The sequence below is a fragment of the Psychrobium sp. MM17-31 genome (assembly GCF_022347785.1).
Classification (GTDB): domain Bacteria; phylum Pseudomonadota; class Gammaproteobacteria; order Enterobacterales; family Psychrobiaceae; genus Psychrobium.
Genome location: NZ_JAKRGA010000007.1, coordinates 44,472 through 70,845, shown reverse-complemented (window position 1 = coordinate 70,845; position 26,374 = coordinate 44,472). Strand labels below are relative to the sequence as shown.

The following is a 26,374-nucleotide window of genomic DNA, read 5'->3' as shown; positions in this document are numbered from 1 at the left end:
GATGATTAAGTCAATCTCCACTGTTATCGCCTTGCTATCTTTCATCTGTGCAATGTTGTTTGCGACACCAAGTTACGGCGCGACAGCATCGCTAATTAGCGATATTAAAAAGGCGCAACAACGATTAAACGCAACACAAGCAAACATTAGCAAACAAAGCGCTGCGTTAAACAAAAAGACTCAACAAACTAGCCAGCAAGTCGCTGACTTACGCCGTGCCACCAGCAATGCAAGAAGATTGTTCGACGAGCAAACGTTAAGCCTTAACAGCTTAAAAAAGCGTTTAGATTCATGGCAACAACAAGATACTTATCAGCGCAATTTATTGGCGCGCTTTTATCAGCAACAATCGCTAACGCCTCACGACGATAATATCACCGCGCCAAAAAACCTAGCGCAGTTGAGTAACACCTTTGCCAGTTTCAGAAGCCAATTAACGCCGACATGGCAAACCCAAAAGGTCGTTGCTCAAGATGGCGTGATTAACCCGCTAAGTACGCTGAAAATAGGGCCTGTTACTTGGTATCTCGATGAAAGCAAACAGCAGGCAGGTTTTGCCATCGACCAACAGCCATTTATGCAACAAGGACTGACGCTAGCCGATGATGATTACTCGGCACTTCATACATTAAAAGCGGGAGAAATAGCCGAGATAAGCTTTGATCCAACACTCACCCGAGCGTTAAAAATTGCCCAAGCGCAGGAGTCTGTAGCCGATCACGTGGAAAAAGGCGGCGTGTGGGTGATTCCAATTATCGCCTTTGGCGTATTCGCACTGCTGATCTCCATCGCCAAAGCCGTCCAGCTCATGCGTTTACCAGCCATTATGCCAGCGCTTGCTGAGCGCCTAAATAACATCGCCAGCGATGATCAAACTGGCCTTGATAAATTCACTCAGCAAACCAAAGGCATGCAGCGAGAGCTTATCGAGATAGCGCTAAACACCGAACAGGGACAAAGCCGCGACGACAAGCTTTTCGCCGCCCTGCTGCGCCAAAAACACAAATTAGAATACTGGCTCGGCGCCGTTGCTATAACCGCAGCAGTTTCACCCTTATTAGGTTTATTAGGCACAGTTAGCGGCATGATCGAAACATTTAAGCTGATGACACTCTTTGGTGCTGGCGATGCATCAGCCGTATCAGGCGGTATTTCAGAAGCGCTTGTAACCACTGAATTAGGGCTAGTCGTCGCGATTCCAGCGCTGCTCATGCATGCCCTGTTATCACGCAAAGTTAAAACCTATTACGGCTTATTAGAAGATTGCGGTATCGGCCTTAGCCAAGCGCAAGCCTCACAACCTTTAAAGCAGGCGGCATAAATGACTATTCAAACCTTTGACAGTGCGATTGTGTGGGCAATTCTCGGCCTTGGATTCTTCGTTTATTACCAGATTATTTTCTTTATTGTCCGTGCCAAATCAGGCCTTTATGAAAACTCTCATCAAACGTGGAGTGAAACCATTGCCATTGCTGTCGGCGCACTGCCATTGCTAGGTTTACTCGGTACCATCATGGGGTTATTAGATGCCTTTACCGCAATGTCGGTTGGCGAAGGATTAAATGAAAGTAGTGTCCTAACTCAAGGCATCGCCAGCGCGTTATGGACTACCCAACTCGGTTTAGTGATGGCAGTACCGGCTTGGCTGCTACTAAGTTACTACAAAAAACTGCAAACGCTTGAGGAGCTAAGCCATGCGGGCTAGCTTGCAACAACGCCTTGAGCAGCAGCAACAAGGCATCGACTTGTCGCCTTTGCTCGATGTCGTGTTCATTTTGCTTATTTTCTTCATTGTCACAACGGTTTTTGTCAAAGAAACTGGGGTTGAAGTCGATAAACCGCAAGCGCTATCGACGCAAAAACTCGAACGCAATGTCATTATGCTAGCCATCACCAATGGCGGTGATGTGATGTATGATGGCAATAACGTTGGTGTTGCTGGCGTGCGAAACACCGTAAAGGGCTTGATTGGTGAGCGCTCGCGCCCTGTGGTCATTCAGGCTGACAAGTTAGTCACAACAGAGTTGTTAGTACAAGTAATTGATGAAGCTAAACTCGCCGGCGCGGCTAGTGTCAATTTGGCGACATTGCGCTAGTACGTGATGAAATAGTACGTTATGAAAATTAAGCGCCATCACTTCGTTACTTTAATTCTCACCGCTGGCACTATGGCGCTGGCATTAGCACTGCTTTTTCTCAACCAGTGGTTCGCTAAACGAGTCGAACCGCAAGTAGATGTCCGAAAAATTGAAGTGGCAACTTTACCGCCACCTCCGCCACCGCCACCAGCACAGCAGCAGGAAGTGCAAGATACCCGCTTAACGCTGAGTCTCGAAGGCGATGGCGCAGCGATAGAAGTTGCACCGCTAACCATTGAAAAACCGAAACTGACTTTAAAGCAGCCGCCAATTAAGATGAATATGGCGGTGGATTTTAGTAATGCCCTAACCATAGATTGGCAAGGTTTTGGCCTCGATCAATTAGACAGCATTCCGCGTTTACTCACGCGCATCAAAACACAATATCCAGCCCAGTTACTGCGCCAAGGGATCACTCGCACAACCGTTAAACTCGATGTCTATATCAATGAAACGGGAAAAATTAAGCTTATTGGCGCGAGCGGCCAACATCACAATGCCTTAAAAAACGCGATAACGACGCTCGTTAAACGCTCGCGTTTTTCGCCTCCTCAAAAGAATGGCCAAAGCGTGGCTGCGCGCTTCATATGGCCAGTGGAATTTAGTAAATAATGAAACTTTTTATCTCAGCTTGTTACCTATTTACCATCATTGCCTTTGGCTGTGTTGCACAGCAATCCCATGCCATCAATGTTGAGTTGCCAACACCAAGATTTCATTTTGAGTTATCAAACATCGATACAGGCGAGCCAAACACCAAATTGGCCCCCGACGAATATGAGTTATCCCTCAAGTTAAAGCCGCTGTTAGACAATAAAGATTATTTAGCGGCAATTGACGTGTTAACAGCAAATACCAATCCACAAAAAAGTACTGGCCTATTGCTGATCGAAGGACAAATTTATCTTGCAGCTAAAAAATCACAGCTCGCCGAACAAGCCTTGTTAGCTGTAGCTAAAAAAGCACCAGAAATTGTTCGCGTCCACAAGACACTCGCCGCACTGTACCTTGGGCAAAAACGCATCAAGCAAGCACAAACACATTTGATCAAAGCCATTGAGTTAGGCGTGCAAGATCCACAGTTTTTTGGACAACTAGCCTATATCAATCTAAACCAAAACGAACCATGGTCAGCCATTGCTGGTTATCAGCAAGCACTACTGCTAGAGCCACACAATGCACAGTGGCGCCACGGTTTACTTTTTGCACTGCAACAAGCAGGAAATAATCAGGCAGCACTTAACATGGTTGATGAACTACTCTCCCGTGAACCGAAAAACAAAGATCTCTGGCTGCAACGAGCGCAAATAAACCTCGCCCTTGAGCAATCGGAAAAAGCCTTAACCAGCATGGAAATGGCACTGCGACTCGGTGAAAAAAGCGCGAGTAATTTATTAAGCACGGCACAGCTTCACCTGACATCTGGCAGCAAACCACGCGCCGCCGATCTGCTAATTAATATTGGTAACCAGGGCGCTTCACAATTCAATCAAATATACAGCGCCGTCAATTGGCTAATTAACGAAGATGAACTTAAGCAAGCAAACCGTGTACTCAGTGGTATAAAGGGTGTTAACAAATTACCCAAACCACAACAAAGCCAATACTACGCCGCCCTTGGTTCTGTGTCTCATCACAGTGATATCAAGCGCGCCGTAAAACATTATCAGCGCGCTCTTAAACTCGATCCCAATAGCGCTAGCGTATTGCTGAAACTAGCGGAATATTATCAAGGAGTTGAGCAATACAGCCGCGCCGAACTCTACTATCAGCGCGCGCAAGTATTTAAACAAACCATTAAACCCGCCCTTGCAGGCCTCGCTCAAATTGCCCTGAATCAAGCGCAATATGACAAAGCATTGGCTTATTTACAAAAGCTAAAACCGCTAAGTAGCAATCCGTTAAATATCGATAAAAACATTGCCATTCTCAAGCGAATGCAGACACAACAAGCGCAATAAAAATTCTGGTAACTAGCGATGCTGATTTTGGATACAACGAATGTTGATGATTGACAAACAAAGAAAATTCTTTGCATACTCATTGCATGACTCAGTTTATTTTTATCCTTTCAATCAGCAAATGGTACAACCTAGACTTTAGGTTGGCGCACTCCTTATTTCTATTTAACTAACTCCCTCTTGTTATCCAATAATTTTCCTTAATCGAGTCTTCTCGACTCTCTATTATGCAAGAGAACAAATTTATGAAACGCATTCCAGAGCCTTTTCGCATCAAGATGGTTGAGCCCATCAAGATGACTACCGAAGCCGACCGTATCGCGGCATTATCAGAGGCTGGCAACAACCCATTTTTACTCAAAAGTGAAGATGTATATATCGACTTGCTTACCGACTCTGGCACTGGCGCCATGAGCGCCAATCAATGGGCGGCTTTAATGGTGGGCGATGAGGCCTATGCAGGTAGCCGAAGTTTCGTCAAATTAGAGAAAAGCGTGCAAACACTATTTCGCTATCAACACGTAATCCCCGTTCACCAAGGGCGCGGCGCCGAACAAATTTTGTTTCCTAACATGGTGAAACACAAAGGGGCAGAAAGCCCAGTTTTTATCTCCAATTATCATTTCGACACCACTGCTGCCCACGTCGAACTAGCAGGCGCCAAGGCAATTAATGTGTTAACGCCTGAAGCCTTAGATACGACTAAGTGGCATGATTTTAAGGGAAATTTCGATCTCACCGCCCTTGAGAAGACCATTAGCGATCATGGCGCCAACAATGTGGTAGGCATTATCGTCACCATCACCTGTAACTCAGCAGGCGGCCAACCGGTGTCTTTAGAAAACATTCGCGCAGTGCGAGAAATTGCCAACAAACACGGCATTACCATGGTAATCGATTCTGCTAGGTTCGCCGAAAATGCGTATTTTATTAAACAACGTGAAGACAACTGCCGTGATATTGCCATAGGCGATATTATTCGCAGCATGTTCGACTGCGCCGATATCTTTACCATGTCAGCGAAAAAAGATCCCATGGTTAACATGGGGGGCTTGTGTTGTTTTAAAGACGATTCATTGTTGTCGTTATTTCGCGATGTGCAGATTAGCTGTGTACCTATGGAAGGTTTTATCACTTACGGCGGACTTAACGGTCGTGACATGGAAGCGCTCAATGTCGGCTTATGGGAATGTGCCGATGAAGACTATCTAGAATATCGCATCGGCCAAGTGGCCTATTTAGGCGAGTTGTTGCGTGAAGCAGGGATTCCTATTCAATACCCCACTGGCGGCCACGCGGTATTTGTCGATGCGGGAAAGATGCTACCGCATATTCCAGCACATCAATTTCCCGCGCATGCCCTAGCCAACCACTTATACATCGAAGGCGGTATTCGCGGCGTAGAAATCGGTTCATTACTTTTGGGACGCGATCCAGAAACAGGCCACCAAAAAGAATCACCGCTAGAGCTGTTACGCCTTACCATTCCACGCCGTGTTTATACCAACGATCACATGAAATACATCGCCGATTGTTTTATTAACCTCAAGGCCAATGCTCACAACATTAAAGGATTAGATTTCGAGTACGAACCACCAATATTGAGGCATTTCACCGCGCGATTAAAGGAAGTTAATAATTAATCACTAGTAAAGCTGCAATAAATAGCTAAACAGTTGATTTTAATAGCCATAGAATATCGAATTCAGTTTCTATTCATATACTGGGGCTAATAGTCATACCCAAGCCACCTCAAGATGCTAGTCTTCAGCAAGTCGAGAAGCGTGCCAAGAGCAAGGCATAAGATACGCGGTTAGGTTGTTCCTAATAAGTAGCTTATAACGCCGCTATTGGTCGCTTATCGCCTTGCCCTACGGGAGCTTGGGTAGAAAGCGATTACTGCATTATGATTCAAAATCAGGGAATAACCATTAATTGTGAATCATGCCTTGTACTCGCACCCTACCCAAGCTCTGAAACCTGCATCTTGAAGTAGCTTGGGTATATCCCCCCGAATAAGACTTTCTAAAGAAGGATTTTGATATGAAAAAAGCAATTGTTATCGCATTAGCCGCACTTACCGCAAGTGCCTGTTCATCTACCTCGCAACAATCACTGCTACAGCAATACAGCAACTACCTCGATATTACCCCTGAATACAATGAAGACTCCGCATCCAAAAGTAACTCCTATTGGAAGCTGGAAAAACAAAGTGTGCGACCTCAGTTTCCACTAACCGCCGCACAAAGTGGCAAATCAGGTTGTGTCGTACTAGATGTAGCGATCAATCAAGACGGTAAAACCGAAGGCTACCAAATCGTTGACTCTTTCCCTGCTAAAGTCTTCGATAAATCAGCCATTCGCTTAGTAAAAACATGGCAGTGGCAAGCAACGCCACAGAACACCGAGAAACAACAGGTCATTTCAAGAGTAAAAATTGACTACAAACTTAACAATGCGACAACGAATAAAGAACTAGCAGCAGACCCAAGAGCGGCATCGATATGTAAACGAAAAGACATGCTTATAGCTAGAAAATAAAATCAAAAACGCCCGAACAACATTCGGGCGTTTTTCTTCATAACCACGCTAAGACAGCTTAATTGCCAATCCCCAAGTCAATGCTGTAATTGCTACTACAGCAACGCATAATCCGATAATAAACATTAGATCACTCCCTCATTAGTCGTTTGATTTTTATAAACTTCAAAATTCGAATCATCATTAAGTACAGCCAAAACCACCACCAACATCAGACCTTGGAAATACACGCTAGATACCACGTCATTGAGATAACGAAGATCCATCGCCGATAATACAAAGTGGATGGAAATATTCACCGTTGCTGCAATACTGCCAAACAGCATTAGCTTAACGACGCGGCTGGCTTGCTTAAAACGATCTTCGTCTGTTTGATGGGGATCTTTTTTCACGCCATAAACGGCGCGATAAGCAACAAATCCAAAAAATACGTTAAGGCCAGTTACTCCGAGAATATTAGTCAAACCACCAGCAAAACCGTCAAACGGATTTTGCGCGACATAAGCTACTAAGCCGATATAAAACAGGTAGACAGCTGCTGCGCAAGCAATTAGCCACATCGGTGCATAATTAGCGAATTTACGAGGAGATAACGACGCACGACGTACGGTTTCGCTATTTAACGCACGCATTTTCTTAAAATAACGTTCACTAAACATAGCCAGCATCACTAATGGCGCTATTTGCAGAATGTAATAAATCATAATTACCGACTGACTATCCCAACCCAGCATTTCAGCGCTTTGCGAATATAATCCGTGAACAATTATCCCCACGCCAATACCTAACACGATTTGGCCAAATAATACGAGATTACAGATCTTGCGCTTAATCTCTTCAACACTAATGGGATATAACTTGGCGTACTCATCGACTGGATATTTCGCCATAATGTTCTTAGCGCGATTGTGCAGCTTGGTTGGCAACAGATAAGAAATTACAAAAATCTGACTGGCAAATACCGCGTACAGTAAAAAATTAGCAGACATAACACACTCCTTATTGATTCATTAAACGAGAGAAAGCGATGCGGATTTCCGAATCCGTCGCTCCCAACGCTTTTAAATTGGTTAATGCTTGTTGCAAGACTTCAGTCACCGCTTCGTTGATATCCACTTGGCTGTTTTGTGCCGCATTGGGATGAACGAAAGTACCGCGATAGCCCTTAGTTTCAATGACGTTATCTCGCTCTAACAAGCGATAGGCTTTAGCAACAGTTTTGTTGTTAATGGCTAAATCGTTAGCCAGTTGTCGAATCGATGGCAGCGGATCGCCTGCCCCCAAATGCCCCGTCATTACTGCTTGCTTGATTTGCTCCACAAGCTGACTGAACAATGGTGTTTCATCGTCGACGTTAATAATAATTTCCACAGTGTTCTCCTTGTTGCGGGCATCGATTAGTCAATCTAAACTTGTACCAATCAATGTACCCCATGAACCAAGGGTACAACTAGATCAAAAATCATGCAACAAAAAAGTGTATTTTTTAAACTCCTTTCGATTGGCACTTTCATAAAATTGGCGGTCGCTGCGGAGTAAATCTTATTTTTCAGGGAAGAAAAATAGAGCGTACAAGGATGTATTCACCGCGTATTTACGCAATAGTTACCGCCATTTAAAGTGGTGGAACACTTCAAGACTGATTGAATAAATCACGGCACGTATAAAAAAATTATGCGATAATCGCGTGTTCGGTAATCAGTAGAGAAAAGCGTTAGATGGATCAAATTGAAGTTCGCGGTGCCCGCACCCACAACCTAAAAGACATTAGCCTCACCATGCCACGAGACAAGCTCATCGTGATTACGGGTTTGTCGGGATCAGGAAAATCATCATTAGCATTCGATACCTTATATGCAGAAGGTCAGCGTCGTTACGTTGAATCACTGTCAGCCTATGCTCGTCAGTTTTTATCATTGATGGAAAAACCCGATGTCGACGCCATCGAAGGTCTAAGCCCTGCAATTTCAATCGAGCAAAAATCAACATCTCACAATCCGCGTTCTACCGTAGGTACCATTACCGAAATTCACGATTACCTGCGTCTACTCTTTGCCCGCGTTGGTGAGCCACGTTGTCCAACTCATGATTTGCCGTTAGCAGCCCAAACTATTAGCCAGATGGTGGACAAAGTATTGTCATTACCAGAAGGCAGCAAATTAATGCTATTAGCGCCTGTGGTACAACAGCGTAAAGGTGAACACGCCAAACTACTCGATAACTTAGCGGCACAAGGCTTTATCCGCGCCCGTATCGATGGTGAGGTGTGTGATTTATCCGATCCACCAGCGCTAGATTTACACAAAAAACACGACATCGAAGTCGTTGTTGATCGCTTTAAAGTGCGTGACGATTTACAACAACGTCTGGCTGAATCATTCGAAACAGCACTCGATTTATCAGGCGGCATCGCCAACATCGTACCGATGGACAGTGATAGCGTCCTAGAATCGCTACTATTCTCAGCCAACTTCGCCTGTAGCAAATGTGGCTATTCGATGGCTGAACTAGAGCCACGTCTGTTTTCATTTAACAACCCAGCAGGTGCTTGTGGCAGCTGTGACGGCTTAGGCGTAAAACAGTTTTTCGATCCAGCCCGTATTATCGTTAACGACGAGCTAAGCCTTGCTGGCGGCGCTATTCGCGGTTGGGATCGTCGTAATTTCTATTACTTCCAGATGCTGACTTCACTCAGTGAGCACTATGGTTTTGATTTAGAAGCGCCATTTTCAAGCCTCAGCAAAGAGCACGTTAAACGCATTTTCTTTGGCAGTGGTAAGCAATCGCTTGAATTCAAATACATGAACGATCGCGGCGATGTCGTAGTGCGCAACCATCCTTTCGAAGGCATTATCAACAATATGGATCGCCGTTATCGCGAGACAGAATCCAATGCCGTTCGTGAAGAGTTGACCAAATACCTCAACCAACAAGCGTGTCCTGCTTGTAGTGGTAGCCGCCTTCGCGAAGAAGCCCGTCATGTATTTATCGACCAAACTAACCTGCCGACAGTCGCCGAATATTCGATTGGCGAATGTATGAAGTTCTTCGAAGAGTTAGAATTTAGCGGTCAAAAGGCGCAAATTGCCGAGAAAATCTTAAAAGAGATCCGCGATCGTCTTGGATTCCTCGTCAATGTTGGCCTTAACTATTTAAGCCTTTCACGCTCAGCTGATACGCTATCAGGCGGTGAAGCACAACGTATTCGCCTTGCTAGTCAGATTGGCGCAGGCCTTGTGGGTGTTATGTACGTACTCGATGAACCATCAATTGGTTTGCATCAGCGTGATAACGAACGTCTGCTTAAAACCCTAACCCACCTGCGCGATCTTGGTAACACAGTAATCGTGGTAGAGCACGACGAAGATGCGATCCGCGAAGCCGACCACATCATCGACATCGGCCCCGGCGCTGGTGTTCACGGTGGTCAGGTGATTGCGCAAGGTAACTACCAGCAAATCATCGACAACGAACAATCTATTACAGGTCAGTACCTATCTGGCGCGAAGAAAATTGAATACCCAGCCGAGCGCACTAAGCCGGGTAAAGACTGGATCAAGCTCTTTGGCGCCCGCGGTAACAACCTGAAAAATGTCGATTTAGAAATTCCATGTGGCCTACTGACCTGTGTTACTGGTGTATCTGGCTCCGGAAAATCGACGCTAATTAACAACACCTTCTACCCATTAGCGCACATCGCGTTAAACAAGGCAGTGAACGACGAGCCAGCGGAGCACGATCGCATCGAAGGCCTTGAGCATTGCGACAAGGTAGTGGATATTGATCAAAGCCCAATCGGCCGTACGCCGCGCTCAAACCCAGCGACTTACACAGGAATTTTCACGCCAATTCGTGAATTGTTTGCAGCAACTCAAGAGTCACGTTCACGCGGTTACAAAGCTGGACGCTTTAGCTTCAACGTTAAAGGCGGCCGCTGTGAAGCCTGTCAGGGCGACGGTGTAACCAAAGTAGAGATGCACTTCTTACCAGACGTTTACGTGCCTTGTGATGTGTGTAACTCGAAACGCTACAATCGCGAAACACTAGAAGTGTTATACAAAGGCAAGAACATCAGCCAAGTGCTAGATATGACGGTTGAAGACGCTAACGAATTCTTCAAACCAGTGCCAGCCATCGCCCGTAAGCTACAAACACTGATGGATGTTGGTCTGTCGTACATCACGCTAGGTCAATCAGCGACAACCCTCTCTGGTGGTGAGGCCCAACGCGTGAAACTGGCCAAAGAGCTGTCGAAGCGCGATACAGGCAAGACACTTTACATCTTGGATGAGCCAACTACGGGTCTGCACTTCAAAGATATCCAAATGCTGTTAGATGTACTACATCGCTTGCGCGATCACGGCAACACCATCGTTGTTATCGAACATAACTTAGATGTCGTGAAAACAGCGGATTGGATAGTCGACTTGGGCCCAGAAGGCGGCTCAGGCGGCGGCCAAATCTTAGTAACAGGTACACCAGAAGAAGTAGCAGTACACCCAGTATCGCATACAGCGCGGTTCTTGAAGCCGTTGATTTAACTATGAAGGAAAGGTATGTCTAAGTTGCTGTTGATACTTGGAGTATTACTACTAACAGCTGGAATATTATTTTATTTCAGCGACCTTTTACCCGTAGATTTCCTACCAAAAGCTGATCCAGAATCTGATATAGGATATTACAGAGTCGCTCCGACTGATGGTTTTAGTGTTTTTTCACTGCGTCTACCATTAGTGTTTATCGGCGCAGTGCTAATTCTCATGAATAGATACGTTTCGAAAACTAAAAGCGCAACGTATACTTGTTAAATGATTATGCTTTTCAAAGGGGCTGTACATATCTTCATACAAGCCCCTAATCGTATATCACAGTTTCTTTAAAACCAAAATTGAGTCGCGATACTTAGCTTCTTCATCACCATATTTTATATCTGCAAGGATAATTTTATACCGCTGCCTATGGTTGCTTAAAATATAAAATATTAGGTCATCAAAGCTTCCGATTATATCAGTGCCATACTTTTGATCTTTTAGAAAGAACGTCGAAATTATTAAATGTCCATCTTGTTTAAGCATTTTTTCTAAATTGAAAAACACCTTATCTAGCCCCTCGAGTAAATACCACAATATTTGATTCAAAATCACAACATCGTATGATTTGTTCCAGCTAAAGTTGGAAGAGGCTATATCGCCTTGAATAAAGTCAATACTAGGGAACAGCTTTTGAGCTTTTTTTACAGCAGTATTTGATATATCTATCCCATCCCACGAGATATCTTTAAAATAACAATTTAGATCATTTGTAACATGCCCTAAACCACAACCAATCTCACAACCAGATATTGCTCCTTTAAATTCAGAAATAGTATTCTTTAATGTTTGTCTTGATTGTTTATAAAGTTGATCTAAGTAATCTCCTTTCGCAGATTGCCCCCAAGGATCTTCAACAGATTGATATAAGCCCTCAAAATCACCAACAAACTCAAGCTCACCATTTTTATTAAATGAAAATACAAAATCCTTTGATGTTACATCTGATGCCATATTACATTTCCTTAATCCTATAATTTTTCTTTGACCACCTTTATAACATTCAAGATTCTCTTGCCAGATATCAATCAATGATTCCACATATGAAGATATGAAGTTACAGGCCAATTATATATAATTATCAGAGTATAACGTTTCATTCATTAACATTAGAATCATTTTTTATTTTTCAGAAACTCCCGATAATGACATTCGATAACCAACAATTCCGCCAACAATTTCCATTAATCACCACCAGTGATCAATGTTATTTCGACAGTGCTGCCACCAGCCAAAAGCCGCAGGCGGTTATCGATGTTATTAACGAGTATTACACCAGCCAAAACGCTAATGTTCATCGTGCTGCGCATAAACTGAGTGCTGTCGCAACGGCTAAATTCGAATTGGCGCGTACTAATATCGGCAAGTTTATCGGCTGCCACAATAGTAAAGAAATCATCTTTACTAAAGGCACAACTGAGGCCATTAACCTGATTGCCCAAACCTATGGTCGTGCCAACGTGAAAGCACATCACAACATTGTAGTTAGTGTGAGTGAACATCACGCCAATATAGTACCGTGGCAGCAGTTATGCTTGGCGACAGGTGCCGAGCTACGCCCAATTCCATTAACAGAAGATCATCAATTGGATTTACTCGCCGCTAACGAGTTAATCGATGACAACACAGCCATCGTCGCTATCGCTCATGCCTCTAACGTCACTGGCGTGATTAACCCCATTGGTCATTTGATAAAACTTGCCAAGGAAGTGGGTGCAGTGAGTGTGATCGACGGCGCGCAAACAGTGGCACACTTACCTATCGATGTGACTGCACTAGATTGTGACTTTTTCGCTTTTTCAGGTCATAAAATGTATGGCCCAACGGGCATTGGTGTGCTGTACGGTAAAGAAGGACTACTCGATGCTATGCCTGTATGGCAATGTGGCGGTGAGATGATTAAAAAGGTTAGCTTTAGCGGCACCACCTTCAATCAACTGCCATTTAAATTCGAACCCGGCACACCAAATATCAGTGGCGTGTTAGGGCTAAGCGCTGCCGTCGATTTTATTAAGGCGCAAGATAATAGCGCGATGCACAGCTATGAGAATGAGCTGACTAGCTATTTAGCCAGTGAGCTAAGAAAAATCGAAGAAATAACCATTATCGGCGATGTTAGCGACAAGTTATCCGTCATTAGCTTTATTGTCGAAGACGAACATCCATCGGATATCGCCACTTTACTCAATCAACACAACATAGCCGTACGCTCTGGCCATCACTGTGCAATGCCATTGATGGAACACCTCAACATCGACGGCACCATTCGCATCTCACTAGCGCCTTACAATACGCTTGAGGAAGTGGATAATTTACTTGAGGCAATTAAGAAAACTCTAACCTTCTTGATCTAACTGACTGTAATTTAGCCACCTTTCATTAATTTTATATTCAGATTAATACCAATAGACTCTTCCCATGCGCTAATTATTAATTTAAATTAGCGCCCTGATAGCAAGGATATAAATTTCAGGGATTGAAGTTTGACTTTTCCAACTCTTCCAAAGATTTACGTTTCTTACTTCTCTATCGTTTTAAATGCACATTGAGCCGCCCTATCAATCTGCATTTCTTTTAAGTTTGGGCAAGGAAATTTCACATGAAAAAATTATTATTAGGTTCAGCGCTACTACTGGCATTCTCACAAGTTTCAGCAAATGAAGGTCCTAAATGGGATTCTCTTACTGTTGCATATCAAGATGTTGACCTAGCTGGCATCGATGTATCAGGCTTTTCTTTTTCTGGTTCAAAACTAGTCAATGATAACGTATTTGTATTCGGTAATTTATCGATGAATTCTGACACTATTGGTGGCGTTGACTTTGATCTCGACACTACCTCATTAGGATTAGGCTACCGTCACGGTTTTAGTGCACAAACAGACTTTTTCGGTACACTTAGCTATGAAAAAATCGAAACTGAAGTTTCTGGTCGCGGCTTATCGGAAAGTGCTGATGGCAATGGTTACGGTTTATCGGTTGGTGTTCGTTCAATGGTCACAGATAAAGTGGAACTATTGGGCTCTATTGGTTACCTAGATATTGAAGATGATTCAGAAGGCGAATTTACATTAGGTGCTTCGTACCACTTCACCGATAACTTCTCAATGGGCTTACATTACAATAAAATCGATGAAATGAAGACCACATCTTTATCTGCAAGCTGGAATTTCTAAGCTGCCATATAAAAAAGGAACTCAATCGAGTTCCTTTTTTGTTTTATACTAAGCCTTCTTAACAAAAGCCGCCGTAATCATCATGTCGCCAGTGCCGTCGACCTTGCAATCAAGCTGGTGATCTTTACCTTCCACCATCCGCTTGATAACAGCCTTAGTGCCAATCTTAAGCACCTGAGAACTGCCCTTAACTTTTAAGTCTTTGGCAAAGGTAATTTTATCGCCTTCACTAAGCAGCGTACCGTTGGCATCTTTGATATTGAGCTGACTCTCTTCAGCCAGCTCTTGCGGGCTCCATTCAAAAGCGCACTCTGGACAAATCAGTAAGTCTTGATCTTGATAGACGTATTCAGAATTACATTTCAAGCAAGCTGGCAATGACATCGCAATTACGCCTTTCGCACAAACTTAGATTTCAGCATCATGTTACCGTGACCATCAACTTTACAATCGATGTCATGATCCGCATCAACGAAACGCTTAATCACCGCTTTAGTACCCACTTTCAATACTAATGATGAACCTTTAACTTTCAGATCTTTTATTAAAGTGACTTTGTCATCTTCAGCTAGCAGATTACCTACTGCATCTTTTAAAACGATAGCATCAGGATCTTCAACAACTTCATTAGGATTCCATTCATGAGCACATTCAGGACAAATCAATAGCGGCTGATCTTCATAAACATATTCAGAATTACATTGTGGGCATGGAGGTAATGACATAGGAATTTACTTATTTTGACGAATACTGTGGCTATGGTAAATCGCGAGATGCATTTTGGCGAGTGATTTAGCGCAATAAGAAGAGAATTTAGCCTAAATAACCTTTGATTACGAACTATCACACAAAATTACTTAGAATAACCATTAACAACACGAAAATACTCAACCTTTGCGAAGGCGCAATCTAAGATAAGCCACCGAACTAAAATTGAACTAAATTTATGAAATTATTTATTAAAATAGTCTGCTTTGCTGTGCTGTATTTGATGACGCACTCGTCCTCTGCGACAAGTATCAACAATGGTTATGAGACAGTCGATGATTGGCCCAATTTTCCAGGACTTAAATCAACCAGTTTTCTTAGTCTAACGAATCAAGATGTATTTATCGGCGTAGCATCTGCTGCAGCTCTTTCCTACTATTTGTCTGAGTATGTATTTGAGGATGAGCAAGACATTACTTTCTACAACTTTCGCTCAGGATTTAGCCAAGGAAGCGGTAAACGTATTTATCTCAATAACTTTGGAATCGAAAAGAAGCTGTCATCTTGGTTTAGTGCAGGCATCGAGCTAAACAGTCAATATTGGAAAGATTACCAAACTGCAGCATCAGGCAACCGTGAAGGCATAGGTGGCGGCGCATTAGCTGTTTTGCGGTGGTACCCTTATCATTTTGGTAAAGCGAGTCTCTATGCAGAATATACAACTGGACTTTTTTACAGCGATAAAAGATTTCCGTTTGACGGAACAAAATTTACTTTCAATCACTCTTCGCACATTGGGATTGAATATCATATCAATGCCAAACAAAAACTGAGATTTGGTTATGGCAATTTCCATCAATCTAACAATAACTGGATTGACCCAAATCCAGGTTCAAATTCCAATGGATTTGCAATCTCATATTCGTGGCAAAGCGAATAACGCGCCCACAGGTCTGCAAAAGCAGACCTTATAAACCAATTAAGCATCGATTAATTTAACCACCTCTAAACTCTCTACTAACTTCTTTAAGCGCCGACAGATTTTGTCATTAAAGAAACAAAAGTGTGATTAAAGATAACAAAAGTTCGTGATAAGATTGAATCCTATTACGTGATTTAGTTACTAAACTCGCATCAACATTTGAGAAAACCATGACCTTAAAGACTTTAAAACTTGCAGTATTATTCATTGGCATCGCACTAAGCGCTCAAAGCTATGCGTTTGATATCAGTGAACGCAAGGCTTCTCAGCTAGTTCAAAGCAAATACAAAGCGAAGAAGCTGCTTAAAATAGAGTCTATTTCAAGCCGTGGTACCAAAGCTTTTAAGATTAAAATCTTACTCGATAGTGGGCGCTTAAAAACGGTTTATGTAAACAAGAAAAGCGGCAAAATCTCAGAACGTCAGCCGTAATTAAATTAAATCATCGCTTTACAAGGATTATCATGCGCATTTTAGTAATTGAAGACGAACCAATTTTACAAGAACAACTCGCCGCTATTCTCATCAAACAAGGCTACGCTGTCGATTGCGCTAGCGATGGTGAAGAAGGCCTTTATCAAGGTACAGAATATCCTTACGATCTAGCTATTATCGATTTAGGTTTACCAAAAATCGACGGTATCGAAGTGATTAAACGCCTGCGTAAAGACAACAAAAACTTCCCTATTTTAATTTTAACCGCCCGTGATCAATGGCAGGAAAAAGTTATCGGTTTAGATTCAGGTGCTGATGATTACCTAACAAAGCCGTTCGAAATGGATGAGCTGTTAGCTCGCGTTAAAGCACTACTACGCCGCAGCGTGGGTATGGCAAGTGCCACTCAAAGTTTTGGCCCATTAACACTAGATTTGAATGCGCAATCAATTGCCGTTGACGGCAGTGAAGTTGAACTAACAGCCTATGAGTATAAGGTGATGGAGTATTTACTCACCCATCCACACCAAGTCATTTCAAAATCTGTTTTAACCGAACACATTTACGATCAAGATTACGATCGCGATTCAAATGTTATCGAGGTTTTCGTGCGTCGTTTGCGTTTAAAGATCGATCCAGAGAACAAAATCTTGCCAATCGAGACGCTACGCGGCCGCGGCTATCGCATCAACCCAGCGATTGCCAACGGTTAGCATTTTAATAAAGTGAAAAACTACTCGCTTCGCACCCGAATTCTAATAATGGCCAGCTTTTTAATGCTGGTCTTTTTTAGTATTACAGGCGCCATTTTAGATTCAGCATTTTCTAACGCCGCCAAAACCGCGGCACAAGAAAAAATGCAGCTACAAATCCTCAGCCTCATTTCTAGCGCCGAGCAGCAAGGCCGTAATCTAGTCATTCCAAACTACCAATCTGATCCACAGTTTAATGAGGCCAGCTCAGGTTTATATGGTTATGTGTTAGATAGAGCAGGCAAAGAGTTGTGGCGCTCTCGTTCGGCAGTCTTGATTTCGCCTCGTACCGCAAGACCAACGCTGCCGGGTAAGCAAACGTTCGGCGTCGACGATACCAATCCCAACACAGAGCTTTTTGTTGCAACCTACGGCACTATTGAAGAAAGTCAGGGTAAAGATTATCAATACACATTTGTGGTGATGCAAGACAATCACAGCTATCGTCAATCTATAATCAGCTACCGTGAAAGTTTATGGTTATGGCTCACCGTTGTTGCGCTATTGCTACTAGCAACACAACATTTATTACTCAGTCGCGGCTTGCGTCCACTGCACGACTTAGCACATCACCTAAAAGAAATTGAGAACGGCGATGCCCAGTCACTTAGCGGCAATTACCCCCAAGAGTTAAGTCGCTTAACAGGTAATCTCAACCGCCTTATTGATAGTGAGCGCCAACAGCGTGAACGCTATCACCAACGTCTTGGCGATCTCGCTCACTCACTAAAAACGCCGCTAGCAGTGATCAGCAATGCAGCTAGTGAACCAACCGATGAACTGCGCGATATCGTCAAAGAACAGAGTAGCCGCATGGATCAAATCGTTCGCTATCAGCTACAACGTGCAGTGGTTAGTCAGCAAGTGACTAGCATCACCAAGGTCAATATTCTTGAGCAAGCCAAACAAATAAAAAGCGCGCTGGATAAAGTCTATAAAGCCAAAGCGGTGATGTGCGATATTCGTATTCCGCAAGCAAGCGTTTTCCAAGGTGACCAAGGTGACTTATTAGAAATGCTGGGTAACTTCATGGATAACGCCTACAAATACGGCGCGGGTGAAGTGCGAGTCACCGTTGAAGACAATAACGAATCCATTAGCTTTATTGTCGAAGATAACGGCGTTGGCATCGACGAATCACAACGCGAAGAAATCACTCGCCGCGGCGCACGCCTCGATACTCAAGAACACGGCCAAGGTATTGGCATGGCAGTAGTGGTTGATATCGTTAAAGGCTATAAAGGTACTATTGAGATCAGCGATTCCGACTTATTAGGCGCAAAATTCACTGCCACCTTCCCAAAACATCATTATTAACGCCCTCGCTCTGTGGGTGATAAGACCAGTAAAATGCTGCCAAAATCGGCGATTTGTATATACTATGTCGCGATAAGGTAATCTTTGCGACTTGTGCGCCTTGGACAAGCTAGCTAAACTAGATTTTTACGAAACTTTTCCAAAACTGTGCAAGTTTAAAGATTTACTAAGAGGATCACTGCAAGATGAGCGAAAATAAACAGATTTTATTGGTTAATGGTCCCAACTTGAATATGTTAGGTCGACGTGAACCTGGTCATTACGGTGCGAATACACTGCCAGAAATCGTCGAACTACTAACAAATCAAGCTAGCGAATTAGGCATCACGTTAGATCACATTCAATCTAACGCAGAACACGAACTAATCGATGCTATTCACCAAACCAATGCTGATTTTATTATCATCAATCCAGCCGCCTTTACCCACACCAGTGTGGCATTGCGCGACGCAATATTAGCAGTGGATATTCCTTTTATTGAAGTTCATTTGTCAAACGTTCATAAACGCGAAGCATTTCGCCATCACTCATATTTCTCCGACGTAGCCGTTGGCGTAATTTGTGGGCTAGGTGCAAGTGGCTATGAATACGCATTACAAGCGGCAGCGAAATCGCTGGCGTCTTCTTAAGTCTTAAAAATTACATAGAGAACAGTTATGGATATTCGTAAAATCAAAAAACTAATCGAGCTTGTTGAAGAATCAGGCATTACCGAATTAGAAATTTCTGAAGGTGAAGAATCTGTACGCATCAACCGTACTTCTGGCGTTGTTGCTACAGCTCCAGTTGCAGTAGCAGCTCCTGTTGCTGCACCAGTTGCGGCTCCTGCTCCAGCTGCAGCACCTGCGGCGGCCCCAGCTGAAGCGGCTCCAGCTGTAGTTTCTGGTCACCACGTAAAATCTCCAATGGTTGGTACTTTCTACCGCGCTTCTTCACCAGATGCTAAACCATTTGTTGAAGTAGGCAGCAAAGTTAATGTTGGCGACACTTTATGTATCGTTGAAGCCATGAAAATGATGAACCAAATTGAAGCTGATAAAGCGGGTACTGTTGTTGCAATCGAAATCGACGATGCACAACCAGTTGAGTTTGACCAAACTCTTGTAATCATCGAATAAAGGCCACTTACTTATGTTAGATAAAGTAGTTATCGCCAACCGTGGTGAAATTGCCTTACGCGTATTACGTGCCTGTAAAGAGATGGGCATCAAAACCGTAGCAATTCATTCAACGGCAGATCGCGACTTAAAACACGTGTTGCTAGCAGACGAAAGCCTGTGTATCGGCCCAGCGCCAGCGACACAAAGTTACCTAAATATTCCTGCGATTATTAGCGCGGCTGAAATCACGGGTGCAGTAGCTATTCACCCGGGTTACGGTTTCCTAGCGGAAAATGCTGACTTTGCAGAGCAAATCGAACAATCTGGTTTTACTTTCATCGGTCCTAAAGCTGACACAATTCGCCTAATGGGTGACAAAGTATCTGCTATCGAAGCAATGCGTAAAGCTGGCGTACCTACAGTACCAGGTAGTGACGGCGTATTAGGCGATGATGATGCGACAAACATCAAAATTGCTAAGCGCATTGGTTACCCAGTTATCGTTAAAGCTTCTGGCGGCGGCGGTGGTCGTGGTATGCGTGTTGTTCGCAGCGAAGAAGAATTAGTTGAAACAATTAAGCTAACGCGTGCAGAAGCGATTGCTTGTTTCAACAACGGTGATTTATACATGGAGAAGTTCTTAGAGAACCCTCGCCATATCGAAATCCAAGTATTAGCTGACGGCCAAGGCCATGCTATCCACTTAGGTGAGCGTGATTGTTCTATGCAACGTCGCCACCAAAAAGTTGTTGAAGAAGCTCCAGCACCAGGTATTACCGAAGAAATTCGTCGTTTCATCGGTGAGCGTTGTGCCAAAGCTTGTATCGACATCGATTACCGCGGTGCAGGTACTTTCGAGTTCTTATACGAAAACGGCGAGTTCTACTTCATCGAAATGAACACCCGTATTCAGGTTGAGCACTGTGTGACTGAAATGGTAACTGGCGTTGATTTAATCAAAGAGCAATTACGCGTTGCAGCTGGCCAACCATTATCTATCACGCAAGATGAAGTACAAATTCGTGGCCATGCCATCGAGTGTCGTATCAATGCTGAAGATCCTGTGACATTCATTCCATCACCGGGTGAAATCAAGCGTTTCCACGCGCCGGGTGGCTTAGGCATTCGTTGGGATTCTCACATTTATGCTGGCTACAAAGTGCCACCACATTACGATTCAATGATTGGTAAATTGATTACTTACGGTGAAAACCGTGGTATTGCCATTGCTCGTATGCGTAATGCACTTAGCGAAATGATTGTTGAAGGTATTAAAACGTCAACAGCGCTTCAAGAAAGCATTATGGAAGATGAAAACTTCCAAAACGGCGGAACCAACATTCATTACCTAGAGAAAAAACTAGATATGTAATATGAGTTTTTCCTGCTAAAAAATCCCACAGCTGTGGGATTTTTTGTTTTTGGGATTCAAAAATATTTATTTCATGGCATCAACAACGGCTAATAATTTACGCATCGATTGCTTGCTCCTTTAATTGGTTAATCACTTGGTCGAGATGCGCTTGCCACGCACTAGCATTGTTGTAATAACGAGTATGCGCTAGGCGCTGTAACTTGCCTCGATATTCGATAATAAAGGTTGGAAATCCTTGCACCTGCCACTGATTCATCAAGCCGTGTGATTGCGCGATATGCTGCTTGATGTCGACACTTGCATCAAATAAGCTGCTTTCATCACTTTCTTGCACCAACTGCTGCGCTACTTGCGCTAACACCTGCGGCTGACTGACATCTAGCCCGAGATAAAAATGCGCCTGTTGCACCGCTTTAAGCATCGCAATTCCCTGCCCGTAACGCTGCTGCATATTCGTAATGGCGTGCGCAGTTACGTAAGAATCTAGCGTGATTTCTGACTCATTGCGTAGGCGAGCATTATAAGCTTCTGAGAACACCTGCCCTGTCATCGCCGCTATCTTGGCATCGTGCTCCTGTGCCATGGCTTTAAATGACTCACTCATGGCTCGGCGCTCAATCATGCCACCAGCGTGCATCGTCAGTTCGATATCAGGATGCGTCGCTAACACTTCCACTAATGGGGTGGCGCCGTAGCACCAGCCGCACATTGGATCGTAAAAGTAATGTACCTTTACCATTTCATTTCTCCCATGTGAACTTTAGAGCCAATGCCTAATGCCAATGGAAATATCGCTTGCGGGAAAGCTTTGTTCATCGCATCCGCTAGTTCCTTCGCATTTTTCGCGCTTTGTTTTTCTTTAGCGAATCGCTGTAAGTAATTCTTGGTAAACTCAATGCTTTGCGCCGTTAATGGTAATTCTGGCTTCATGTGTCCTGGTACAACAATTTGTGGGTTTAGCGCCGCCATTTGATCTAATTGTTCAAGCCATAATTGCCATTGCTTTGTATCTTGCACATCGGCCGTCCACGCGTGCAACTCGCCGTAGATACCAACGTTACCAACCACAGCTTTTACAGACGGGATCCATAAATACGGACGATGCGCGAGTGGGCCAGTAGTGCCTTTAACTTCGATACGCTTGCCATCAACGGTGAAGTAATCTTGCTGATAAGCTTCTGGCAATGTCAGCGAATCTGGTGCATTCGCTCCCATCTTAGGGCCCCAGAAAGCAATCTTGTGTGCCATCTTCTTCTTAATCACCTTTAAGACTTCAGGCGTCGCTATTACCTTCGCATTTGGGAAAATTTCCTTAAGCTCAGTAACACCAAAGTAATAATCAGGATCCGCTTGGCTCACGAAGATGGTCGTTAGTTGCTTGCCGCTATCTAGCACATTCGCCGCGATGCGCAGCGCGTCTGCTTTAGTAAAGCCTGCGTCGATAACAACAGCTTCTTTATCGCCATAAACTAGCGTCGAGTTAACATGGAAGCTAGCTTCGTTGGCGTTGTAAACCTTTACATTTAACGGCGCTTGTTCGGCGGCAGAGCTAGCGCTGCTCATGGCGCTAGTAACAGATAATAGTGCTGCAAGTAGTGCAAATTTCTTCATTGTTTTGTCCTCGGTATTTTTAATCCTCCCCATAATAGAAAATTGATCTGCGCAGATATATCCACAATAATAAGCATCATTATTTCTTATTTCGGACAAATAGAATGGATAGAGTGACGGCAGCTCAAGTATTTGTAGATATCGCACGTTCAGGAAGTTTTACCGCCACAGCTGACAGACTCTCGATGTCACGCTCGATGGTGACTCGCTATATTGAAGCGATAGAGCAATGGTTCGACGCGCGATTACTACATCGAACCACTCGCAAAGTCAGTCTGACCAGCGCTGGCGAGCAGTGCTTAGCGGATATTGAGCCGTGGCTAGAGCAAGCGCAGCAATTTGTCGCCGATATTAATCCCAGTAATGAACTATCTGGCAGTATCCGCCTATCCACCAGCATGTCATTTGCACACGCCCAGTTAATGAAAGCTATTCACCAATTTATGCAGCAGCATCCCAAGGTAAGTGTCGATATCGATTTGGGCGATCAAGCGGTCGATTTAGTGAAAAGCCGCATCGATTTAGCCATTCGCATCGCCACTAATCCCGATCCTGCGCTCATCGGTAAGCCCATTGCACTGTGTCGTTCCGTGTTAGTTGCCAGCCCTGACTATCTCACAAATGCACCAATTATCCATCACCCAAGCGATTTAAGTCAGCATCACTGCCTAGGCTATAACAACTTTGGCAATCCCGTGTGGCATTTTCAGCAAGGAGATACACACGCTTCGGCCGAAGTGAGCTGTCGTTTAACTGCAAACGAAGCGACAGCATTATTACAGGCAACTATTTGCGGTGCGGGTATTTCGATGCAACCTACTTATATGGCCAATCAATACATTGCTCAAGGCGAGTTAGAAGCCATACTTCCAGAATGGCAACTGCAAGATATGAAGATCTATGCCCTTTACTCATCGCGTAAGTTTTTGTCGCCAACAGTGCGTGCGCTTATCGACTTTTTAGTGCAATACTTTGAGCAACATCCGTGGGATGTCGCCAAATCATAGGTAAGTATTGGTGCAATGGGTTATAATCGCCGCAAATTTTCTAATAATGGTATGAGCTATGCCTTGGATCCAACTAAAAATTAACGCAACTGATAAAAACGCTGAGGCCCTTGGCGATGTATTATCAGACAGCGGCGCGGTATCAGTGACTTTTATCGATGCCAAAGACAACCCTGTATTCGAGCCAATGCCAGGTGAAACATTGTTATGGGGCGAAACTGACGTTGTTGCTTTATATGAAGGCGAAACCGACATGGTACAAGTGATGGCCTACCTTAACGATCAGTTCGGCAACGACTTTAGATACAAGCTAGAGCCACTAGAAGATAAAGACTGGGTGCGTGAATGGATGGATCAATTCCACCCGATGCAATTTGGCAAGCGCCTATGGATTTGCCCAAGCTGGCGCGAAGCTCCAGATCCTGATGCCGTGAATGTCATGCTAGATCCAGGGCTGGCGTTCGGTACTGGTACTCACCCAACGACGGCGCTGTGTTTACAGTGGTTAGACAGCCAAGATTTAACAGGCAAGACCGTAGTTGATTTCGGCTGTGGCTCAGGCATTTTAGCCATTGCCGCATTAAAACTTGGCGCTGCCCGCGTTGTTGGTGTCGATATCGACCCACAAGCAATTCAAGCCAGTAAAGAAAACGCTAAGCGCAATGGCGTCGAAGACAAAATCGAACTGTACCTACCACAAGATCAACCACAAGATTTAGTGGGAGACGTATTAGTCGCCAATATCTTAGCCGGTCCATTAGAAGAACTTGCTCCACTGATGCAAGGCTTAGTAAAAAGCGGCGGCCCATTAGCATTATCTGGCTTATTACCATCACAAGCGGAAAAACTACGCGAAGTTTACGGCCAATGGTTCGAGATGGAACCAGCCACCGAACAAGACGAGTGGATCCGTTTGAACGGGATTAAGCGCTAATCAACCTAAACAAACCTCATGCGATAAAGGACAATTCTTTTATCGCATTTTTACCAGTTGTTGTTTTTTAACCACATATATATTTTTATTTGTCATTTTTATAGAACAATCTCTCAACAAAACCGTGACAAATTTCACTCAATAAAGCGCTAAAAAAGCATGACAAGGCGATTTTTAGTGAAATTCACACTTCCAAAACTGTCATAAATCACATTTTTCTACAGTCAAGTTTTTTAATTGAATTTTGATTAAATATTGAGCTTTGCAATCTGATAAAAAATGAGTAATATACGCTCCCCTGACGAAATAGAGGTAAATATCGTATGAAGATTGGTCAGTACCAATTAGCCAATCCAATCATTTTAGCCCCGATGGCCGGTATTACTGATAAACCATTTCGCGAGCTGTGTTTTAAACTCGGCGCCGGAATGACCGTCTCGGAAATGTGTTCTTCGAACCCTAAGGTTTGGGCCAGCAGCAAATCAACGCATCGCATGACTCACACCGACGAAGCAGGTATCCGCAGCGTGCAAATTGCAGGTAGCGATCCCAGCGAGATGGCAGCCGCCGCTCAATTTAATGTTGAGCAAGGTGCGCAGATAATCGATATCAATATGGGTTGTCCCGCCAAAAAGGTGAACAAGAAACTCGCTGGTAGCGCGTTATTACAATATCCCGACGTTGTGGAAAGTATTCTCGATGCCGTGGTAAACGCTGTTGAAGTTCCAGTGACACTAAAAATTCGTACTGGTTGGGATCCTGAAAACCGCAATGGCGTAGACATTGCGAAGCTGGCACAAGATGCCGGCATTCAGTCACTCGCCGTACACGGTAGAACCCGTAAGTGTATGTACAAGGGTTTTGCCGAATACGACACCATTAAAGCCATCAAGCAGGCGATTTCGATTCCTGTGGTTGCCAATGGTGACATAACAACACCGGAGAAGGCCCGTGAAGTATTAGATTACACCGGTGCTGACGCCGTTATGGTTGGTCGTGGTGCCCAAGGTAACCCTTGGATATTCCGGGAGATCAATCATTACCTAACAACGGGAGAGAAACTCGCCCCAGTAGCTGCTACTGAAGTGAGTGAGACATTACTCAACCATGTGCGCGCGTTGCACGAGTTTTACGGCGACTATCAAGGCGTTCGTATAGCTCGCAAACACATAGGTTGGTATCTCAAGGAGCAGCGTAACGAGTTACGCCAAGAGCTATTTAAGATAGAAACTGCCGACGAACAATTGGCAGTGTTAAATCGCATTTTTACAGATAATATTTAATTAAGAAGAGCAAATTTCACATGTTTGATCAACACAACAACGCTACCACTGACAATCCATTAACAGTTGAACCAATCCAACTAGCCAACGGTACAGTACGTCCACAATTATTACGTGACTCAGTAAAGCGTGCAGTTAGCAACTTTTTTGCTCAATTAGACGGCGAAGAACCAACTGAAGTTTACGAAATGGTTTTATGTGAAATGGAACGTCCACTATTAGACCTAACTATGCAATTTACTCGCGGTAACCAAACTCGCGCAGCTAACTTACTAGGTATCAACCGTGGTACTTTACGTAAGAAATTAAAGAAATACGGCATGAACTAAGCACTGCTTAGCCATTGCAACAAAAAGCCCATTTAGTTTTGCTAAATGGGCTTTTTCTTTAGCGTTATAAAATACAACTTATAACTACTAGGTTCGACCATCATTTCATATTAGTATGCTCAGTAAGCTAATTGACTG

The 26,374-nt window shown here is 43.9% G+C and carries 28 protein-coding genes; 21 read left to right on the top strand and 7 right to left on the bottom strand.

Features of this window, described 5'->3' with window-relative positions; translation table 11 throughout:
- Position 1 precedes the first annotated feature (1 nt).
- The 7 genes from MHM98_RS17700 to MHM98_RS17670 all read left to right on the top strand — a co-directional run bounded on the left by MHM98_RS17700 (position 2) and on the right by MHM98_RS17670 (position 6,640).
- The gene (locus tag MHM98_RS17700; protein ID WP_239440730.1) at positions 2-1,321 is read left to right on the top strand and encodes a MotA/TolQ/ExbB proton channel family protein; all 1,320 of its coding nucleotides are present in this window, start codon (positions 2-4) and stop codon (positions 1,319-1,321) included.
- Positions 1,322-1,705, top strand: coding sequence for a MotA/TolQ/ExbB proton channel family protein (locus tag MHM98_RS17695; RefSeq protein ID WP_239440729.1), 384 nt, complete (start codon positions 1,322-1,324; stop codon positions 1,703-1,705).
- Entirely contained in the window at positions 1,695-2,096 is a 402-nt protein-coding gene (locus MHM98_RS17690; RefSeq protein WP_239440728.1) for a biopolymer transporter ExbD, read from the top strand. The genes MHM98_RS17695 and MHM98_RS17690 overlap by 11 nt, the downstream gene beginning before the upstream one ends.
- A 21-nt stretch (positions 2,097-2,117) precedes the next feature.
- A complete protein-coding gene (locus MHM98_RS17685; RefSeq protein WP_239440727.1) occupies positions 2,118-2,750 on the top strand; it encodes an energy transducer TonB in 633 nt (210 codons plus the stop codon).
- On the top strand, positions 2,750-4,099 hold the full coding sequence (locus MHM98_RS17680; protein WP_239440726.1) for a tetratricopeptide repeat protein: 1,350 nt from the start codon (positions 2,750-2,752) through the stop codon (positions 4,097-4,099). Before MHM98_RS17685 ends, MHM98_RS17680 begins: the two co-directional genes overlap by 1 nt.
- A gap of 245 nt (positions 4,100-4,344) precedes the next feature.
- Positions 4,345-5,742: a tryptophanase gene (locus MHM98_RS17675; protein ID WP_239440725.1), complete on the top strand. Its 1,398-nt coding sequence runs from the start codon at positions 4,345-4,347 to the stop codon at positions 5,740-5,742.
- A 400-nt stretch (positions 5,743-6,142) separates the two neighbouring features.
- The gene (locus MHM98_RS17670) at positions 6,143-6,640 is read left to right on the top strand and encodes an energy transducer TonB (RefSeq protein ID WP_239440724.1); all 498 of its coding nucleotides are present in this window, start codon (positions 6,143-6,145) and stop codon (positions 6,638-6,640) included.
- A 125-nt stretch (positions 6,641-6,765) separates the two neighbouring features.
- Here MHM98_RS17670 and MHM98_RS17665 read toward each other — a convergent pair whose 3' ends face one another.
- On the bottom strand, positions 6,766-7,629 hold the full coding sequence (locus tag MHM98_RS17665) for a hypothetical protein (protein WP_239440723.1): 864 nt from the start codon (positions 7,627-7,629) through the stop codon (positions 6,766-6,768).
- 10 nt (positions 7,630-7,639) lie between these two features.
- A complete protein-coding gene (locus MHM98_RS17660; protein WP_239440722.1) occupies positions 7,640-8,011 on the bottom strand; it encodes a GntR family transcriptional regulator in 372 nt (123 codons plus the stop codon).
- Positions 8,012-8,358: 347 nt separating this feature from the next.
- Between MHM98_RS17660 and uvrA the strand changes: the two genes are divergently transcribed.
- Entirely contained in the window at positions 8,359-11,181 is a 2,823-nt protein-coding gene (gene uvrA, locus MHM98_RS17655; protein ID WP_239440721.1) for an excinuclease ABC subunit UvrA, read from the top strand.
- A gap of 324 nt (positions 11,182-11,505) precedes the next feature.
- Here the strand turns inward: uvrA and MHM98_RS17650 are convergent, their stop codons facing one another.
- Positions 11,506-12,183: a class I SAM-dependent methyltransferase gene (locus MHM98_RS17650; RefSeq protein WP_239440720.1), complete on the bottom strand. Its 678-nt coding sequence runs from the start codon at positions 12,181-12,183 to the stop codon at positions 11,506-11,508.
- A gap of 191 nt (positions 12,184-12,374) precedes the next feature.
- Here MHM98_RS17650 and MHM98_RS17645 point away from each other — a divergent pair, with 191 nt between their 5' ends.
- The gene (locus tag MHM98_RS17645) at positions 12,375-13,583 is read left to right on the top strand and encodes a cysteine desulfurase (protein WP_239440719.1); all 1,209 of its coding nucleotides are present in this window, start codon (positions 12,375-12,377) and stop codon (positions 13,581-13,583) included.
- A gap of 245 nt (positions 13,584-13,828) precedes the next feature.
- The gene (locus tag MHM98_RS17640) at positions 13,829-14,404 is read left to right on the top strand and encodes an outer membrane beta-barrel protein (RefSeq protein WP_239440718.1); all 576 of its coding nucleotides are present in this window, start codon (positions 13,829-13,831) and stop codon (positions 14,402-14,404) included.
- A 48-nt stretch (positions 14,405-14,452) separates the two neighbouring features.
- Here the strand turns inward: MHM98_RS17640 and MHM98_RS17635 are convergent, their stop codons facing one another.
- Together MHM98_RS17635 and MHM98_RS17630 are read right to left on the bottom strand one after the other, a co-directional pair.
- Positions 14,453-14,788: a zinc ribbon domain-containing protein YjdM gene (locus MHM98_RS17635; RefSeq protein ID WP_239440717.1), complete on the bottom strand. Its 336-nt coding sequence runs from the start codon at positions 14,786-14,788 to the stop codon at positions 14,453-14,455.
- 5 nt (positions 14,789-14,793) lie between these two features.
- Complete coding sequence (locus MHM98_RS17630) at positions 14,794-15,129, bottom strand: zinc ribbon domain-containing protein YjdM (protein ID WP_239440716.1); 336 nt, start codon at positions 15,127-15,129, stop codon at positions 14,794-14,796.
- Positions 15,130-15,350: 221 nt separating this feature from the next.
- On the opposite strand from MHM98_RS17630, the gene MHM98_RS17625 reads away from it, so the two are divergent.
- From MHM98_RS17625 to accC, 7 genes are all read left to right on the top strand, one after another.
- Positions 15,351-16,052, top strand: a complete 702-nt coding sequence (locus tag MHM98_RS17625; protein WP_239440715.1) for an acyloxyacyl hydrolase — start codon at positions 15,351-15,353, stop codon at positions 16,050-16,052.
- Between the two features lie 212 nt (positions 16,053-16,264).
- Positions 16,265-16,525 (top strand): hypothetical protein, encoded by a 261-nt coding sequence (locus MHM98_RS17620; RefSeq protein WP_239440714.1) that lies wholly within the window; start codon positions 16,265-16,267, stop codon positions 16,523-16,525.
- Between the two features lie 32 nt (positions 16,526-16,557).
- On the top strand, positions 16,558-17,241 hold the full coding sequence (locus MHM98_RS17615) for a response regulator transcription factor (protein ID WP_239440713.1): 684 nt from the start codon (positions 16,558-16,560) through the stop codon (positions 17,239-17,241).
- Between the two features lie 48 nt (positions 17,242-17,289).
- On the top strand, positions 17,290-18,597 hold the full coding sequence (locus MHM98_RS17610) for an ATP-binding protein (RefSeq protein ID WP_239440712.1): 1,308 nt from the start codon (positions 17,290-17,292) through the stop codon (positions 18,595-18,597).
- A gap of 185 nt (positions 18,598-18,782) precedes the next feature.
- Entirely contained in the window at positions 18,783-19,226 is a 444-nt protein-coding gene (aroQ, locus tag MHM98_RS17605; protein WP_239440711.1) for a type II 3-dehydroquinate dehydratase, read from the top strand.
- Positions 19,227-19,253: 27 nt separating this feature from the next.
- Positions 19,254-19,715, top strand: a complete 462-nt coding sequence (gene accB / locus MHM98_RS17600) for an acetyl-CoA carboxylase biotin carboxyl carrier protein (protein WP_239440710.1) — start codon at positions 19,254-19,256, stop codon at positions 19,713-19,715.
- A 13-nt stretch (positions 19,716-19,728) separates the two neighbouring features.
- The gene (gene accC, locus MHM98_RS17595) at positions 19,729-21,069 is read left to right on the top strand and encodes an acetyl-CoA carboxylase biotin carboxylase subunit (RefSeq protein WP_239440709.1); all 1,341 of its coding nucleotides are present in this window, start codon (positions 19,729-19,731) and stop codon (positions 21,067-21,069) included.
- 97 nt (positions 21,070-21,166) lie between these two features.
- Here the strand turns inward: accC and MHM98_RS17590 are convergent, their stop codons facing one another.
- Entirely contained in the window at positions 21,167-21,811 is a 645-nt protein-coding gene (locus tag MHM98_RS17590) for a DsbA family protein (RefSeq protein WP_239440708.1), read from the bottom strand.
- Positions 21,805-22,683, bottom strand: coding sequence for an MBL fold metallo-hydrolase (locus MHM98_RS17585; protein WP_239440707.1), 879 nt, complete (start codon positions 22,681-22,683; stop codon positions 21,805-21,807). The genes MHM98_RS17590 and MHM98_RS17585 overlap by 7 nt, the downstream gene beginning before the upstream one ends.
- Positions 22,684-22,787: 104 nt before the next feature.
- Between MHM98_RS17585 and MHM98_RS17580 the strand changes: the two genes are divergently transcribed.
- The 4 genes from MHM98_RS17580 to fis all read left to right on the top strand — a co-directional run bounded on the left by MHM98_RS17580 (position 22,788) and on the right by fis (position 26,236).
- Positions 22,788-23,690, top strand: a complete 903-nt coding sequence (locus tag MHM98_RS17580; RefSeq protein WP_239440706.1) for a LysR family transcriptional regulator — start codon at positions 22,788-22,790, stop codon at positions 23,688-23,690.
- Positions 23,691-23,748: 58 nt separating this feature from the next.
- Positions 23,749-24,624 (top strand): 50S ribosomal protein L11 methyltransferase, encoded by an 876-nt coding sequence (prmA, locus tag MHM98_RS17575; protein ID WP_239440705.1) that lies wholly within the window; start codon positions 23,749-23,751, stop codon positions 24,622-24,624.
- Positions 24,625-24,947: 323 nt separating this feature from the next.
- On the top strand, positions 24,948-25,907 hold the full coding sequence (dusB, locus tag MHM98_RS17570) for a tRNA dihydrouridine synthase DusB (RefSeq protein WP_239440704.1): 960 nt from the start codon (positions 24,948-24,950) through the stop codon (positions 25,905-25,907).
- 20 nt (positions 25,908-25,927) lie between these two features.
- Positions 25,928-26,236: a DNA-binding transcriptional regulator Fis gene (gene fis / locus MHM98_RS17565; RefSeq protein WP_239440703.1), complete on the top strand. Its 309-nt coding sequence runs from the start codon at positions 25,928-25,930 to the stop codon at positions 26,234-26,236.
- Positions 26,237-26,374: the final 138 nt, after the last annotated feature.